Origin of the sequence: Desulfobulbus propionicus DSM 2032 (assembly GCF_000186885.1) — a bacterium.
In the GTDB taxonomy this organism is placed as follows: domain Bacteria; phylum Desulfobacterota; class Desulfobulbia; order Desulfobulbales; family Desulfobulbaceae; genus Desulfobulbus; species Desulfobulbus propionicus.
On sequence record NC_014972.1, the window covers coordinates 1,705,427 to 1,720,260 of the forward strand.

15 protein-coding genes, 1 CRISPR repeat array and 1 riboswitch (1 of these 17 cut by a window edge) are annotated in these 14,834 nt (G+C 60.7%); of the genes, 5 read left to right on the forward strand and 10 right to left on the reverse strand.

Annotated features, from left to right (window positions below; genetic code table 11):
• Positions 1 to 2,129: a CRISPR direct-repeat array (repeat unit 32 nt; unit sequence GTCGCCCCCCACGCGGGGGCGTGGATTGAAAC); it begins 3,886 nt to the left of the window's first position.
• Positions 2,130 to 2,335: 206 nt separating this feature from the next.
• The gene (locus DESPR_RS19150; RefSeq protein ID WP_272867047.1) at positions 2,336 to 2,464 is read left to right on the forward strand and encodes a hypothetical protein; all 129 of its coding nucleotides are present in this window, start codon (positions 2,336 to 2,338) and stop codon (positions 2,462 to 2,464) included.
• A gap of 45 nt (positions 2,465 to 2,509) precedes the next feature.
• On the opposite strand, the gene DESPR_RS07445 is transcribed toward DESPR_RS19150, so the two are convergent.
• The 8 genes from DESPR_RS07445 to acsA form a co-directional block, all read right to left on the reverse strand.
• Positions 2,510 to 2,776 (reverse strand): hypothetical protein, encoded by a 267-nt coding sequence (locus DESPR_RS07445; RefSeq protein WP_015724190.1) that lies wholly within the window; start codon positions 2,774 to 2,776, stop codon positions 2,510 to 2,512.
• Entirely contained in the window at positions 2,773 to 4,146 is a 1,374-nt protein-coding gene (locus tag DESPR_RS07450; RefSeq protein ID WP_169701560.1) for a hypothetical protein, read from the reverse strand. Before DESPR_RS07450 ends, DESPR_RS07445 begins: the two co-directional genes overlap by 4 nt.
• A gap of 194 nt (positions 4,147 to 4,340) precedes the next feature.
• A complete protein-coding gene (gene lipB, locus DESPR_RS07455) occupies positions 4,341 to 4,988 on the reverse strand; it encodes a lipoyl(octanoyl) transferase LipB (protein ID WP_015724192.1) in 648 nt (215 codons plus the stop codon).
• Between the two features lie 4 nt (positions 4,989 to 4,992).
• Complete coding sequence (locus DESPR_RS07460) at positions 4,993 to 5,238, reverse strand: acyl carrier protein (RefSeq protein WP_015724193.1); 246 nt, start codon at positions 5,236 to 5,238, stop codon at positions 4,993 to 4,995.
• Positions 5,235 to 6,437: a dihydrolipoamide acetyltransferase family protein gene (locus tag DESPR_RS07465; RefSeq protein WP_015724194.1), complete on the reverse strand. Its 1,203-nt coding sequence runs from the start codon at positions 6,435 to 6,437 to the stop codon at positions 5,235 to 5,237. The genes DESPR_RS07460 and DESPR_RS07465 overlap by 4 nt, the downstream gene beginning before the upstream one ends.
• Positions 6,430 to 7,419: an alpha-ketoacid dehydrogenase subunit beta gene (locus DESPR_RS07470; RefSeq protein WP_015724195.1), complete on the reverse strand. Its 990-nt coding sequence runs from the start codon at positions 7,417 to 7,419 to the stop codon at positions 6,430 to 6,432. Before DESPR_RS07470 ends, DESPR_RS07465 begins: the two co-directional genes overlap by 8 nt.
• Complete coding sequence (gene pdhA / locus DESPR_RS07475; protein WP_015724196.1) at positions 7,419 to 8,393, reverse strand: pyruvate dehydrogenase (acetyl-transferring) E1 component subunit alpha; 975 nt, start codon at positions 8,391 to 8,393, stop codon at positions 7,419 to 7,421. The genes DESPR_RS07470 and pdhA overlap by 1 nt, the downstream gene beginning before the upstream one ends.
• On the reverse strand, positions 8,390 to 10,147 hold the full coding sequence (gene acsA / locus DESPR_RS07480; RefSeq protein WP_015724197.1) for an acetate--CoA ligase: 1,758 nt from the start codon (positions 10,145 to 10,147) through the stop codon (positions 8,390 to 8,392). The genes pdhA and acsA overlap by 4 nt, the downstream gene beginning before the upstream one ends.
• A gap of 582 nt (positions 10,148 to 10,729) precedes the next feature.
• On the opposite strand from acsA, the gene DESPR_RS17860 reads away from it, so the two are divergent.
• Positions 10,730 to 10,900, forward strand: a complete 171-nt coding sequence (locus DESPR_RS17860; protein WP_015724198.1) for a hypothetical protein — start codon at positions 10,730 to 10,732, stop codon at positions 10,898 to 10,900.
• Between the two features lie 165 nt (positions 10,901 to 11,065).
• Here the strand turns inward: DESPR_RS17860 and DESPR_RS07485 are convergent, their stop codons facing one another.
• Positions 11,066 to 12,214, reverse strand: a complete 1,149-nt coding sequence (locus DESPR_RS07485; RefSeq protein WP_015724199.1) for a citrate/2-methylcitrate synthase — start codon at positions 12,212 to 12,214, stop codon at positions 11,066 to 11,068.
• A gap of 102 nt (positions 12,215 to 12,316) precedes the next feature.
• Positions 12,317 to 12,601 (reverse strand): hypothetical protein, encoded by a 285-nt coding sequence (locus DESPR_RS18475; RefSeq protein ID WP_169701562.1) that lies wholly within the window; start codon positions 12,599 to 12,601, stop codon positions 12,317 to 12,319.
• Positions 12,567 to 12,749: riboswitch (cobalamin riboswitch) on the forward strand. (Overlaps the previous gene by 35 nt.)
• Before the next feature lie 322 nt (positions 12,750 to 13,071).
• Between DESPR_RS18475 and exbB the strand changes: the two genes are divergently transcribed.
• The 3 genes from exbB to DESPR_RS17195 are packed head-to-tail and all read left to right on the forward strand — an operon-like array spanning position 13,072 to position 14,604.
• The gene (gene exbB, locus DESPR_RS07495; protein ID WP_015724200.1) at positions 13,072 to 13,491 is read left to right on the forward strand and encodes a TonB-system energizer ExbB; all 420 of its coding nucleotides are present in this window, start codon (positions 13,072 to 13,074) and stop codon (positions 13,489 to 13,491) included.
• Complete coding sequence (locus tag DESPR_RS07500) at positions 13,484 to 13,867, forward strand: ExbD/TolR family protein (RefSeq protein WP_015724201.1); 384 nt, start codon at positions 13,484 to 13,486, stop codon at positions 13,865 to 13,867. Before exbB ends, DESPR_RS07500 begins: the two co-directional genes overlap by 8 nt.
• Positions 13,864 to 14,604 carry an energy transducer TonB gene (locus tag DESPR_RS17195; RefSeq protein WP_015724202.1) on the forward strand — a complete coding sequence of 247 codons (741 nt, stop codon included), beginning with the start codon at positions 13,864 to 13,866 and terminating at the stop codon, positions 14,602 to 14,604. The genes DESPR_RS07500 and DESPR_RS17195 overlap by 4 nt, the downstream gene beginning before the upstream one ends.
• Positions 14,605 to 14,834: the final 230 nt, after the last annotated feature.

Sequence of the window (14,834 nt, forward strand, 5' to 3'; positions counted from 1 at the left end):
ACTCCCCCGGTTACGGACTTACAAAATCCCCAAGTCGCCCCCCACGCGGGGGCGTGGATTGAAACGCAGTAAGTGCCACGCCATAGGACAATGGTATGGTCGCCCCCCACGCGGGGGCGTGGATTGAAACATTGAGCGCAAAGAGATCACAGGCAAGAACGGTGGGTCGCCCCCCACGCGGGGGCGTGGATTGAAACACGTATTGCAGCGCGTCACCGTCTTCCTTCACCGCGTCGCCCCCCACGCGGGGGCGTGGATTGAAACCCTGGATTGTGGATGCTGGCAGACAGGGAAGGACGGTCGCCCCCCACGCGGGGGCGTGGATTGAAACTGGGCCATGCTCACCATGGCCTCGATAGCCTTGTGTCGCCCCCCACGCGGGGGCGTGGATTGAAACATCTGGCATCAAGGAGTGTCGCGGTTACGAAACGGTCGCCCCCCACGCGGGGGCGTGGATTGAAACTGTATCGGAAGTTGAACTTAAAAACAAAGGAGGTGTCGCCCCCCACGCGGGGGCGTGGATTGAAACATGTCGAGCTCATGGTTGCCGGGGTGAGGTACCGGCGTCGCCCCCCACGCGGGGGCGTGGATTGAAACCATGGCCTCCGGGATGGTTGGACCGGTGGGGATGGTCGCCCCCCACGCGGGGGCGTGGATTGAAACATCTGGCATCAAGGAGTGTCGCGGTTACGAAACGGTCGCCCCCCACGCGGGGGCGTGGATTGAAACTGTATCGGAAGTTGAACTTAAAAACAAAGGAGGTGTCGCCCCCCACGCGGGGGCGTGGATTGAAACATGTCGAGCTCATGGTTGCCGGGGTGAGGTACCGGCGTCGCCCCCCACGCGGGGGCGTGGATTGAAACCATGGCCTCCGGGATGGTTGGACCGGTGGGGATGGTCGCCCCCCACGCGGGGGCGTGGATTGAAACCCCGCCGTCATCGCTGAGTTGGTTGAGAATAAACGTCGCCCCCCACGCGGGGGCGTGGATTGAAACCCGTTTTTGGTCTTCCCAGGCTGAATAGTCGGACATGTCGCCCCCCACGCGGGGGCGTGGATTGAAACTGGATGCGCTCCTCAACGGTCACCAATTCGGCTAGTCGCCCCCCACGCGGGGGCGTGGATTGAAACCATCAGTATCAATGCGGAGTATCTGACTATTGCCGTCGCCCCCCACGCGGGGGCGTGGATTGAAACTTGATTCAATCGCCTGCCTCAACTTGTCCTTGAGTGTCGCCCCCCACGCGGGGGCGTGGATTGAAACTTGGGTATACGACCGGGAAGATTTACAAAGAGGCCAGTCGCCCCCCACGCGGGGGCGTGGATTGAAACTTTACTGTACGGTGCATTATTTTCTATCGTTGTAGTCGCCCCCCACGCGGGGGCGTGGATTGAAACGTTACGGGGGAAACGGTCCCCTATCTAGGGTTTGTCGCCCCCCACGCGGGGGCGTGGATTGAAACATAATAACTACCATACTGTAGGATAATGATATACTAGTCGCCCCCCACGCGGGGGCGTGGATTGAAACGTTAGTTTGTTTGTTTATTCGGTTGTCTCTCGCTGTCGCCCCCCACGCGGGGGCGTGGATTGAAACTTCAACTCAAGGCCAACGCCGAAATCCTCAAGGCCGTCGCCCCCCACGCGGGGGCGTGGATTGAAACTGATGAAGATCACGCTATCGAGGAATGTGATGGTGTCGCCCCCCACGCGGGGGCGTGGATTGAAACTTTATGACGGAATGGTAAGCGCTGATAATTTTGGTCGCCCCCCACGCGGGGGCGTGGATTGAAACTATATCACCCTTAACGCCTCCCCAAAAATGGGGTGTCGCCCCCCACGCGGGGGCGTGGATTGAAACATGGCATTGTTGGCCGCACCCTGCTGCTCCTTGAGGGTCGCCCCCCACGCGGGGGCGTGGATTGAAACATCAAGGCCCTCAAAAGCGGTTTTGCCAACCCGAGTCGCCCCCCACGCGGGGGCGTGGATTGAAACACGCAGGCACTTATCCACCAGGATCTTGGCGGTTTGGTCGCCCCCCACGCGGGGGCGTGGATTGAAACGTCGCGGCATCGGCCATGATCCGACCATCACGGGTAGTCGCCCCCCACGCGGGGGCGTAGATTGAAACTTGAAACCGCTAAACGAACGCTACCCGATCAAAGGTCGCCCCCCACGCGGGGCGTGGATTGAAACCGAAACTGCAAATCACGGGCGGTCCATGAGGGCCACCCCGCGCTGGTGATTCGGGCCAAGGGCAAAAAGGCCCTGTTTTGGAAAGGAGCACGGCACCCGGTGAAGGCGGTACATCAACCGGCGCGGAAGGGGAAGCCTTTCTTGCGGGAAGCGGCCGAGGAGCTGGAGCGCGAAGGATATGACTTCCTCGACCGCTATTTAACAGACAAGGTGAACGAAAAAATTGCCAAGGAGATCAAGGGCAAGATCACTTTGACGTTGAAGCTGTGACCTGAGCTAAGCTGTTGCTTGCCGTTGAGAGTAGCAACTGTATACCTACCAAAGCGCCCCTTGTGGCAAATTGATCCATGATTGCACGATACGCCGCATGTCTTCTCGGTATTCGGCATCGGCAATTGTCTCGATTATCCGCAGCGCCTCCTTGTGCTCGCCGCGGTCGACGAGGAGCCCGGCAATCTTGAATTTTTCAGTGTCGGTTCCTTCGAGAAGTTTCAAGTGATTGGCAAGTTCTGGATCGTCCGGGTCGCCGAAGCTTTCCTCTATTTCTTCCCTGGTCGGGTGATAGTCGAGATAGGTTTTCATGGCGTCACCCTGGCAAGCAATTGGTTGAATTTCACATCGTCGTCGAGAGCGTCAATCGCCTTGCCGATATCCGACCGGTCAGCGCTGGTTTGTTGCGCGCGAAAGAGCATGTCCGTCACCGGCGCTTTGAAATTCCACCGGTTGACCCCTTCATTGATTTGCACCAGCTGTTCCAGGATGTTGTCGTCGCTGATACCCAGCTTAGCGAGTAACGTGTCAAAGTTTCTGATCCATCCCCGGTATCCTAGACCCTGCGCCTTCACCATCTCCATGTGAACCGGTTCGATACCCAGCTCTTTCAATACAGCTGGGTAAGTGCGCCGAGCGGTCCACTGGTTGACCACCTCCATGAGCATCCGGCGTTGGGACTTCTTTCCGATCCCGATTGATACGCCGGCGTTCTGGCGGTTGTGCTGGATCTCGTGCCAGAGCGATTCAAGGGCGTACTCCTCAAGAAATGTGAGTTGTTCGCCGCGGTTGATCTTGATGAATGCGTCCATCATTGCACCTGCAGGCGACCATTTAACCGTAACCGGAATGCCGGTCGCCTCGGTGTAGCTGACCCATGTCTTGGTTGTTGAAAAATATACGTCTCCAGATGAATATGTCCACATAAACGAACCATGCATACCGCGCTCTGCCTTGGCGATGCGGATTGGGTTGTCGCCGCCCAGGTGGCCGAGCTTGGAAACGATAACCCGCTCCACATCGGCATAGTTGCGGATTCTACCGAGGGGCGGCTGGTTCTTGCTGGGTTCCGGCCCGGTTGTTGGTGCTGACCCATCACTGTTGTCGCCAGCTTGGGCGAAGAACTCGGCAACAGTGATCGTCCGGCATCGAGCGTGATAAGGGGGGAGTCCTATCTTGCCGCGCGCCACTTGGCGATTGATGGCGTTCTGTGAGGTCAGGTTCTCGGCTTGTGCGTCGCTCCACCATGGCCATGCAGCCTTTATCTTCTCCTTGCTGCCGCTTTCACAGGCCGCCATGTACTGTTCCACCTGACGGCGCAGATCCATAACCGCGATCACTGTACCGTGCAGGCGGCGACAAGTCTCACTGGTCTTACTGTCGAGCCTGGCCTTAACCCGAACCACCTCAATACCGGCCTTTTCGTATCCGGACACCCGGCCGATCTCCCTAATCTTAGTGGCGGTGTGGTCGGCGAGTAAGTCCCAATAGGCCGTACCCTTGTCGCCCAGCGTTTTAAAATGCACCTTCATTAGCTCGGCCAAGTCGCGTCGATTGTATCCACCTTCAAAATAATCCTGCAGCACGGCGCGAAATCCTTCCTGGATATTGTCGTTGTAGTGGCTGCCAATCCAGAAACGAGTATTGCGGTCAAGAATTTCGAGTGATTTTGAATCGGGCAAATCCCGTCGCCCCCCACGCGGGGGCGTGGATTGAAATTTCCTGTTCCCGCCTCTTTCCCTCCTGGCTCAGCCACCTGCTCGACCACACACAACCGGCGATTCCAATGGTCAACGGTCGAGTGTGGATCAAACCGGTGCGGCCAACCTGAGTCAGGATTCTGGTCGCCGTTTGATTGGAGTCGCCATGGAGATAATCAACGAGGAACAAGGGAAGGCGGAGGGGGAGTTCGTGGCAGATGTTTGGTTACCTGTTGCAGGAACAGAACGGGTGCCGTGTGCTTGACCTCCGCCATGGACGGTGGTGTTTGAGTCTCCATCATCATCGAACTTACCGCACATCCGGCCAAACCGCAGGGATTGATCCGTTCGTAGGACCGCAGGTCCGGGCAGACATTGAGGGCAAAGCCGTGCAGGGTCACCCAGTGGCGGACGCCGACACCAATGAAGCCGATTTTGCCACGAGACGACCAGACCCCGGTTTGCCCGGCAACCCGGTGCGCCGGAATGTGGAAGGCGACCAGGGTGGCGATCAGCACCTCTTCCAGGAAGCGCATCCAGCGATGGAGGTCGCGGCCTCGTCTGCCGAGATGAACGAGTGGGTAACCCACCAACTGTCCCGGCCCGTGCCAAGCCACATCCCCACCCCGGTTGATACGCTCAACGGGGAGGGTGGAATCGAGGATGTTGGCCAGATCGCCGCCCCGGCCGATGGTATAGACGGCGGGATGTTCGAGCAGCAGCAGGGTCTCTTCCTCGTTGCCGGCGGCAATTTCCGCTGCCAGCCGCTCCTGCAGAGCCAGGGCCTCGCGGTACTCGACCAGGCCGCAGTCGAGGATGCGCATGGCCTCAGGGGAGGCGGGCCATGAGATACCTGGTCATGGCCGCCAGGGTCGACAGTTTGCCGTAGTCCGATTCGGGGATGTCCACCCCGGTGCGTTCGTTCAGTCCAACCAGCACACGGAGAAAACTGAACGAATCGATGTCCAGGGCCTCGCGGATGTTCTCGTCCGGCGCCAGCTCGACCGGGTCGCATTCGGGCGCGACCTTTTTCAGTTCGGCAAAAATATGGGAAAGCAGTTCCTGTTCGGTCATAGAGCCTCCGGTTGCTGGAGATGGCGATTGAGGGCTTCGAGGAACAGGGCACCCTGGTGGCCGTCGGTGGCGCGATGATCGGCGGCCAGAGTGGCGGTCACGCAGCGCCGCACTCCCAGCATGCCGTTTTCGGCCCAGGGTCGCTCGCTGATCTTGCCGAAACCGATCAGCGCCACCTGCGGCGGATAGATGATGCCGAATACCGTTTTTATGCCCCGATCACCCAGGTTGGTGACCGACACGGTGGCGTCAGTGACCTCCGAACCGCGCAACCGTCCCGACCGGGTCCGCTCGATCAGGTCGGCCATGGCCTGCATCAGTTCACCCAGGCTGAGCCGGTCGACGTGATGAATGGCGGGCGAGATCAGGCCGCCGGTGCGCAGGGCGATGGCGAAACCGACATGGATGTCCGGTTGCACCTGAAGACGGTCATTCAACCAAAAGCCGTTCAGTTCCGGCACGTCGCGCAGGGCCTTGGCCGTTGCCTTGAGGAGTAGGACAACCGGCAGGATGCGCTCGCGCATGGAACGTTGGCGGTTTTCCTCCTCCAGCCATTGCAAGGGGTGGCTCAGGTCGATCTCGGTTGCCAGGTAATAGTGGGGGATTTCTCGGTTGGAGCGACTGACCGCGGCGGCAATGGCCTGCCGCATCCTGGTCTCGGGCGTGTCCCCAGCGGATTCGGCTGGTGCAGCCGTTGCCTGCGGGGACGTTATTGTTTTTGCCTGGGCCGCTGCCTCGATATCGCTGCGCTGGATGGCACCGCGCGGGCCGGTTCCCTGGACCGTGGCCAGATCAACCCCCAGTTCCAGGGCCAGACGCCTGGCCGAGGGCGAACAGGAGAGCCGCTCGGAAGATATCGTCGGTTGAGCTGGGATGGTTTCCTGCGGCTTGCTCACTGGGGAAGGTTCGGTTGTCTTCTCAACGGTGGGCTCGGCCCGCACCTCGGTGACCGCAGCCTTGGCCTCACCGGTCTCAATTCGGGCCAGCAAGGTGCCCACCGGCACAGTCTGGCCGGCAGCCACCAGCGGCTCACCCATGATGCCGTCCTCGAACACCTCGATCTCGAACAGTCCCTTTTGGGTCTCGACCAGGGCGACGATATCGCCCCGTTTGACCCGCTGTCCCGGCACCACCAGCCATTCGACCAGTTTACCGGTTTCCATGTCGGCGCCCAGGCTGGGCATGCGAAATTCACCCATGATGCATCATCCTCCGGACTGTGGCCACAATTTTATCCACCTGGGGCAGGGCCGCCTCTTCCATGTGCTTGGCATAGGGCATGGGCACCTCGGCGCTGCACAGCCGCTCCACCGGCAGATCGAGATCGTAGAAGGCCTGTTCCATGATCCGGGCCGAGATCTCGGCCGACAGACTGCCGCTGCGCCAGCCCTCGTCAACAATCAGCACCCGGTGGGTGCGGGCAATCGAGGCCAGATAGGTGGCATCGTCCAGGGGCCGCAGGGTGCGCAAGTCGATCACCTCGGCCTCGATCCCTTCCTCGGCCAGGATCTTGGCCGCATCCAGGCATTTGAACAGGCTGGCGCTATAGGTGATCAGGGTGAGGTCGCGTCCCGGCCGCCGCACCCGGGCAGTGTCGATGTCCACCGGTCCGGCATCCTCCGCAAGTTCCCCCTCCATGTTGTAGAGGGTGTTGTTCTCAAAGATCAGCACCGGGTCCGGATCCTCAATCGCGGTCCACAGCATGCCGCGCGCGTCCTCGAGTGTGGCCGGCGACAACACCCGCAAGCCAGGAATGTGGGCATACCAGCCCTCGAAGGAGTGGGCGTGCTGGGCGGCCAGCTGCTTGCCCGCGCCGGTGGCCATGCGGATGACCAGCGGCACGTTGAACTGGCCGCCTGACATGTGCAGCAGGCTGGCGGCGGTGTTGACGATCTGGTCCAGGGCGAGCAGGCTGAAGTTGACCGTCATCACCTCGACGATGGGCCGCATGCCGCCCAAGGCCGCGCCGATGCCCGCACCGACGAAGCCGGATTCGCACAGCGGCGTGTCACGGATGCGTTCCGGCCCGAACTCGGCCAACAGTCCCTTGCTGACCGCATAGCAGCCACCGTAGTGGCCCACATCCTCGCCCATGAGGAAGACCCGCGAGTCCCGGTGCATGGCCTCGCGGATCGCCTGTTTGACCGCCTCGCGGTAGGTGGTGGTTTGCGTTGCGCTCATCATGCCCTCCTCTCGGTGGTGACAAAACGGGTCAGATCCTCGACCACTTCCCAGGTGCCGGCCTCGGCAAAGGCCACCGAGGCCTCGACCTCGGCCGCCACCTCGCGTTCGAGCGCGACCTGCTCGGCCTCGGTGAACAGGCCCGCCTCTCTCAGACGGCCGGCCAGCAGCTCGATCGGATCGCGCTGCTTCCACTGCTCGACCTCCTCCTTGGTGCGATAGAGTTCGGTGTCGAACATCGAATGCGGCCGGAAACGGTAGGTGCGGCATTCGAGCAGATAGGGTCCGTTGCCGGCTTGGATGTGGGCAACGGCTGCACGGGCCGCCTTTTCCACCGCCTGCACGTCCATGCCGTCCACTGCGGCTTCGGCCATGCCATAAGCCGCACCCTTGGCGGCGATATCCTGGTTGGCCTCGGTGTAGCGCAGGGCCGTCCCCATGGCGTAGAGGTTGTTTTCGCAGACAAAGAGGACCGGCAGCTTCCACAGGGCGGCCAGGTTCATGGACTCGTGGAAATAGCCCTCAGCCACGGCGCCATCGCCGAAGAAACAACTGGTGACCCGCTGTCGCCCCTGCATGTGATCGGCCAGGGCCAAACCCACCGCCAGAGGCAGACCGCCGCCGACAATGGCATTGCCGCCGTAAAAACGGGTGGTCGCGTCAAAGAGATGCATCGAACCGCCCCGCCCCCGGCAGCAGCCCTCGACCTTGCCATACATCTCGGCCATGATCGCGTTCGCGCTCATGCCGCGCGCCAGGGCCTGGCCGTGCTCGCGATAGGTGGCCACCACCGCATCCTCGGGGCTGAGCGCCGCCATCACCCCCACGGCCACCGCCTCCTCGCCGATGTAGAGGTGGAGGAAACCGCGAATCTTCATCGCGCTGTACAGTTCGGCCGATTTTTCCTCGAAGCGGCGGATGAGCAGCATCTGCCGCAGGTGGTGCAGTGCCTGATCCTTGTTCAGTCCATTCATGATTCGCTCCCTTCCAGGGTGGAGGTGTCGCCTATGGGCAACCCCAGTTCGCGGGCCTTGAGCAGACGGCGCATGATCTTGCCGCTGCGGGTCTTGGGCAGATTGTCGATGAATTCCAATTCCTTGGGCGCCACCGCCGAACCGAGCCGGGTGCGGCCAAAGCCAATCAGTTCCTGCCGTAGGGGTTCGCTGGCGGTGAAGCCCGGTTTGAGCACCACAAAGGCCTTGACGATCTCGCCAATGGTCGGTTCGGGTTTGCCGATCACCCCGGCCTCGGCCACCGCCGGATGCTCCATCAGGCTACTCTCGACCTCAAAGGGGCCGACCATGTGGCCGGCGGTCTTGATGATGTCATCGGCTCGGCCGACGAACCAGTAGTAGCCGTCCGCGTCCCGCCGGGCGAGATCGCCGGTCAGGTACCAGTCACCGACAAAGCATTTGTGGTATCGTTGCTCGTCGTGCAGATAGGCGCGGAACATGGAGGGCCAACCGCGCCGCAGGGCCAGCTCGCCTTCCACCTCCGCCCCTTCGATCCGCACCGTATCGGCATCGAGTCGGGTGACGATGGCCGCCTCGATGCCGGGCAGCGGTTTGCCCATGGAACCGGGACGAATCTCCAGGGCCGCGTAGTTGGCGACCATGATGCCGCCGGTTTCGGTCTGCCACCAGTTGTCGTGGATCGGCAGTCCAAGGACCCGCTGCCCCCACAGCACCGCCTCCGGGTTGAGGGGCTCGCCGACGCTGTGCACGAGGCGTAAGGCCGAGAGATCATAGCGTTGCCGCAACGTATCCGGGGTGCGCATCAGCATGCGGATGGCAGTGGGCGCCGTGTACCAGACCGTGACCCGCTGCTCAGCAAGGATGCGGTACCAGCGCTCGGCATCGAAATCGGCCTCGTCGACAATGGTGGTGACCCCATGGAGCAGGGGGGCGATGATGCCGTAGGAGGTGCCGGTCACCCAGCCGGGATCGGCGGTGCACCAGAAGATGTCGTCCGGATGGAGGTCGAGCACGTAGCGGCCGGTGATGAAGTGGGTGAGCACGGCATTGTGCACATGGACCGCGCCCTTGGGCATGCCGGTGGTACCGCTGGTGAAATGAAGGATCGCCCGGTCCTCGGGATCGGTGGGCGGGATAGTGAACTGTTCGGAACAGCCCTGGAGCAGTGATGGAAGGGCGCGGACCCGCTGGTCGATATCCGCGTCCACATCGACCAGCAGGATGCAGCGCAACTCCGGCAGTCGGTCGAGCAACGGTTTGATCTTCTTGCTGTACTGCCGTTCGGTGGTCACCAGGACGCGGGCATTGCCGCGCTCCAGCCGCTGGGCGATGGGTTCCGGACCAAAGGCGGCAAACAGCGGACAGAAGACGGAGCGGTGTTTGAGGGTGCCGAAGAAGGCGGCGTACAGCAACAGACTGCGGCCGGCCAGCCAGAAGATCCGTTCGCCCGGCAGAACGCCGAGTTGGCCGAGCAGATGGGCAAACCGGTTGCTGCGCGCCTGCAGCTCGCCATAGGTCAGCGGGGTGAGGGTACCGTCCTTGCCGAGGAAGCGGATGGCCGCACGGTCGTGCAGGGGGCCGCGGGCATGCCGGTCCACCGCCTCATGGGCAATGTTCATCCCCCCGCCCTGAAGGCCATCCAGTGCCGCACGGGCTTCTTCCCAGGAAAAGTCGGCCCGGATTCGTTCATAATCCAGCAGATTGGGCTGGACCGCCATGGTCGCCACATTCTTGGCGATGGGAGCAAAAGGCATGGGCACCTCCACCATACAATGGTTGCAAAGTTTGGTGCAAACATCGGTTACGGAAGAAGACCGCTTCTGCGGTTGCGTCGATCTTGACGTTTTGGATCAATCCTGATTGCGGCCTCGGCAATGTTTTCTTGAACGGCCTCGTGATGCTGTGAAAATACAACGTGGCATCGTTTTAATGTATACGCCCATGCCAGTCCGTTCACAATAAATAGATATATAATATGTATTGGATAGGAAAAATATATATTTTACTGCATGGCCCGTTCACCTGTTTTGGTGTAGGATGACGTTCATTAGGCACAAGCTGTGGATTACGACCTGACGAAAACCTGATCAATGAGGAGAAGAAAACTCGGGGTACGTGAATCTTTCTTGTCTTTATTCTTGTTTTTTTTAAATGATAGCTTATTCTTTTAACTAATAAAATTTAGGACCAAGTGTTTTGCTTTGGTTGTGTTGGAGAAGATTGATCGACGGTAAGTTGTAGAGAATGCTTTTGTGTATTCCCATGTGATGTGCTGGCCTCGCTGAAATTTGGTTCCGCGAGAGGCTCATTTATAAAAACTGATCAAGGAGACAATCATGACACAAGAAAAGAAAAAAGAAGTATGTCCTACCTGCGGAGGAAAGAAGGTGCTTGAGGGCGTTTGTGAGACCAGCAGCGAATGGCAAGGGAAAACTCCCGACGGCCAGGTGTGCACTCCCGATCAGAAATGCCCGACCTGCAAGGGAAAAGGGTATGTAGAGAGCTGATCGTTCACAATCAGCCGCACGCTAACACCGTTAGCAGCGTATTGATCGATACGACCGGGTGTCCGGGAAAGAGCAGAACCAGCTCTTTTCTGGAACACCCGGTTTTTTTGTTGGGCAAGGCAAAAGGACGGTGGTTCCGGCTAAGGCTGGCGGCACGGTCACGGGTTATGATCGCGAGCCGATATTGACATAGGACGTCAGCGCCGGCCCGGTGTAGTGGGCCGTTGGACGGATCAGCCGATTGTTCTTCCATTGTTCCAGAATGTGCGCGGTCCAGCCCACCACCCGGCTGACGGCAAAGATCGGGGTGAACAGCTCCACCGGGATGCCCATGGCGTGGTAGAGCGGGGCTGAGTAGAAGTCGACGTTGGCAAAGACCTTGGAGTTGGCCAGCATCAGTTCTTCCACTGCCTGGGCTGTTTCGTAGAGCTGTGTCTCCCCGGTAAGCGCAGTAATCTTGTTGACCTCCTTCCGCAGGATCGTGGCGCGCGGATCCTCGCAGCGGTACACCCGGTGGCCGAAACCGGGAATCTTCACCTTCTCCGCCAGTCGTGGCAGCACCCAATCGGCGGCCCGTTCCGGTTTGCCGATTTCTTCCAGCATGCGCATCACCTCGGCGTTGGCCCCACCGTGCAGCGGTCCCTTGAGGGCGGCGATGGCGCTGGTCACCGCCGAATAGATGTCGGTCATGGTGGCGGCGGTCACCCGGGCGGCAAAGGTCGAGGCATTGAGTTCGTGGTCGGCGTGCAGAATGAGCGCCGTGTCCATGGCCTTGACCATGATCGGGTCCGGCTCCCTGCCCTGGAGAGTGTAGAGAAAGTTGAAGGCAATGCCGTAGTTGGACCTGGGTTCGATCGGTTCCTTGCCGTCGCGCAGCCGCTGGTGCGAGGCGATGATCAGCGGGATGCGTTCGGTGAGGCGCTGGGCCTTGCGCAGGCTGGCGTCGAGCCGGGTGTTGCCGCTGTCCGGATCCCAGTGGCCCATGGAGGACACCGCGGTCCGCAGCACCTCCATCGGGGTGGCGGCGTGGGGAAACATGCGCAGGATCATGACCGTTTCCACCGGTAGCTTCATGCAGCCGGTGAAGCCGTCGAGAAAAGCCTGGAATTCGACGAATCCGGGCAGGCGGCCGTACCACAACAGGTAGGCGACCTCCTCGAAGGTGGAATGCTCGGCCAGGTCGACGATGTCGTAGCCGCGATAGAGCAGGCGGCAGTTGTCGCCGTCCACCAGGCAGATGGAGGAATTGCAGGCAATGACGTCGGCCAGGCCTGCCTCGAACGGTTTGGCGGGAAGGGTTGAAGGGGTGGTCATGCGCTTCTCCTTTGACCGAGAGTGATGCAACGATTGACGTGGGGCGTTTCGCGCCAGCAACTCTGCCAGGCGGGCTGACAATGCAGAGGTAAAGGCTAATGTTTAAGCACGGTCAAGGGAAATGCAAGGGCTTCCATGGCTGGGATTTTCTGTTTCCAGCGTTGGCGCTGATTCTGCCGGAAGGCTATCGAACCGGATCAGGCCCAACAGAGCCGCACCGGCGCGAATCAGCCCTTCGCCGCGGAAAGTCTGGCGGATACGTTCACCGCACCCATGATTGGGTCGATAACCGTTTCGGTCCGGATCGGCTGGAAAAATTTTTCTTCCCTTGACAATGGGAGTATTGTTGGTTTTATCTTCGTCCTGTTCAGGTGTTCGTGCGAACATAATAGGGAACCCCGTGGGAATCGGGGACGGGCCCGCCGCTGTGAACGGGGACGAACGCTGCACGGAAGTCACTGACGCCAATGTCGGGAAGACGCAGCCAGTAGGATGAACCGCAAGTCAGAAGACCTGCCTGGACATTGAGGAGACGACTGCGAGGACGGCGGCGTACCCGGTTCACCATTTCTGCGGATAAACAGGGCTATCCCGGATCGATTGTTTCGATCCGGGATTTTTTTGGCCCTGGCGCAGGCTCCCGGCCATCCTTTGTTGTCGACTCCGCCGATTTTTCTGGCGCGAGGAGCCCATGCACAGGAATCTGGCCATATCATTCCCCGTTGTCTCGAACCGCCGGCGGCAAGCCGCGCGTGCCAGCGCTTCGCCCACCCCCAAGCCTCCCCGTCATAAGCATCGCGTCCCGTCCGGGGTTCGGCCCCGGTTTCCGTCTCTTCAACGTGCATAAGGAATCCATAATGGACTGGCTGCATTCCCTCATCGATTACGGCGTGCTCGGGCTGTTGCTGCTGCTGAGCGTGATCGCCCTTGCCGTGGCCCTGGAACGATTTCTCGTCTACCGGACCACACGGGTGGACGAATATCAGGATCGCAGAGCGCTCGAACTGCACCTGACCCACAAGCTGCACCTCATCGCCACCATTGGCGCCAATGCGCCCTACATCGGCCTGCTGGGCACGGTGCTTGGCATCATGCTCACTTTCCATGACATCGGCGCCGCCGGATTCGATACCACCAAGATCATGACCGGCCTGGCGCTGGCGCTCAAGGCCACCGCCCTGGGGCTTTTGGTGGCCATCCCGGCGGTCACCCTCTACAACCTCCTGCTCCGCCGGTGCAAGGTACTGCTCATCCAGTGGGATATCCGCCATGGATGAAAAGGGATTCGATTATCTCAACGTCATCCCCCTGGTTGACGTGATGCTGGTTCTGCTGACCATCGTCCTCACCACCTCGACCTTTATCGCCACGGGCGGCATCCAGGTGGAACTGCCCAAGGCCAGCGTCAGCGAAGACGCGGCCGCGCTCCATCCGCGAACCATCGTGATCAACAGGGAAGGGCGGCTATGGCTGGATTCGGCGGAGGTCGCGCTCGGCGGGCTGGAAGCGGCCCTGGCGGGGGTGGGCCGGAACACGCCGCTGATTGTCCGCGCCGATAAACATCTTTCCCTGCAAATGTTTGTGGACGTGTACGAGGCGATCAAGCGCCTTGGCTTCACCACTCTCAGCCTGCAAACGGAACAGCAACCATGAGCCATCAAACCACCGCCACCCATGTTTCCCTCTTGGTGCACGCCGTTTTTTTCTTCGTTGCCGTGGGGCTTGGCCAGCATGCCGTGCCGCTCCGCCCGCCGGTGGCCATTGATTTTTCCATCCTCTCCACCGGAGGATCGATGGAGGTCCAGCAGGAAAAAATTTCTTCTCCTCCGGCCAAGAAGAAGGACGTGGCAGAGCCGAAAAAAATTTCGCCCAAGGCCGTGGCGAGGAAGGTGCGGCCCAAGCCGGTGCAGCGGGAAAAGACATCTGTTCCGCCAAGGGAAAAGGATGCACGCTCCGAGGCCCTGCCTGTTGCCGCACAGCCGCGACCCTCAACCGGGAAAGAGGTGCTTCCCGACGCTGGCCAGACCGCCGCGACCGCAACGGTTGCAAGCGGACCGGCAGCAGCGAGCCCTCCTGCAAAGGGTGGACGGGGCGGTCTGTACGCTGTCGGTCAACTCGACGCGCCGCTTGCGGTGGTGTCCAAAACGCCGCCTGCCTATCCGCCGGCAGCCAAACGGCGCAATATCGAGGGGTGGATCAAGGTCAAGTTCGTGGTCGACGAACAAGGGCGCGTCGACCACGTGTCGGTGCTCGATGCCGAACCCGAGGGCGTGTTCGAACAGAGCGTCCTGCGCTCCATCGGCGGTTGGCGATTCAAGCCGGGCACCATCAAGGGCATGGCGGTCAAGGCCCAGGTGGAACAGACCATCACCTTCAAGCTGGAAGGGTGAAGGGCAAACGATCACGGACCGCCAGTTTTTTTGACGGTTCCTCTCCAAGCAGCCGTCTGCCGCCGCACTAAACGTCTTCCCCGACCGTTCATGTCCTGCTTTTTCCATGCAGGAATTGCGGCCGGTTGCCTTGTCCACGGGCGCTTCGTTTGCCGACGGAGCGTCTGTTTTTTTGTGGCAGCTCAGAGGACAGGAAACCGCGGACTGCCGGACCCGCCGCGATTGCATCC

Bases quoted from the DNA above. Each gene is read 5' to 3' on its own strand.
- DESPR_RS07445 (WP_015724190.1), bottom strand. From the start codon at position 2,776: ATGAAAACCTATCTCGACTATCACCCGACCAGGGAAGAAATAGAGGAA.
- lipB (WP_015724192.1), bottom strand. From the start codon at position 4,988: ATGCGCATCCTCGACTGCGGCCTGGTCGAGTACCGCGAGGCCCTGGCT.
- DESPR_RS07460 (WP_015724193.1), bottom strand. From the start codon at position 5,238: ATGACCGAACAGGAACTGCTTTCCCATATTTTTGCCGAACTGAAAAAG.
- DESPR_RS07465 (WP_015724194.1), bottom strand. From the start codon at position 6,437: ATGGGTGAATTTCGCATGCCCAGCCTGGGCGCCGACATGGAAACCGGT.
- DESPR_RS07470 (WP_015724195.1), bottom strand. From the start codon at position 7,419: ATGAGCGCAACGCAAACCACCACCTACCGCGAGGCGGTCAAACAGGCG.
- pdhA (WP_015724196.1), bottom strand. From the start codon at position 8,393: ATGAATGGACTGAACAAGGATCAGGCACTGCACCACCTGCGGCAGATG.
- acsA (WP_015724197.1), bottom strand. From the start codon at position 10,147: ATGCCTTTTGCTCCCATCGCCAAGAATGTGGCGACCATGGCGGTCCAG.
- DESPR_RS17860 (WP_015724198.1), top strand. From the start codon at position 10,730: ATGACACAAGAAAAGAAAAAAGAAGTATGTCCTACCTGCGGAGGAAAG.
- DESPR_RS07485 (WP_015724199.1), bottom strand. From the start codon at position 12,214: ATGACCACCCCTTCAACCCTTCCCGCCAAACCGTTCGAGGCAGGCCTG.
- DESPR_RS18475 (WP_169701562.1), bottom strand. From the start codon at position 12,601: ATGTTCGCACGAACACCTGAACAGGACGAAGATAAAACCAACAATACT.
- exbB (WP_015724200.1), top strand. From the start codon at position 13,072: ATGGACTGGCTGCATTCCCTCATCGATTACGGCGTGCTCGGGCTGTTG.
- DESPR_RS07500 (WP_015724201.1), top strand. From the start codon at position 13,484: ATGGATGAAAAGGGATTCGATTATCTCAACGTCATCCCCCTGGTTGAC.
- DESPR_RS17195 (WP_015724202.1), top strand. From the start codon at position 13,864: ATGAGCCATCAAACCACCGCCACCCATGTTTCCCTCTTGGTGCACGCC.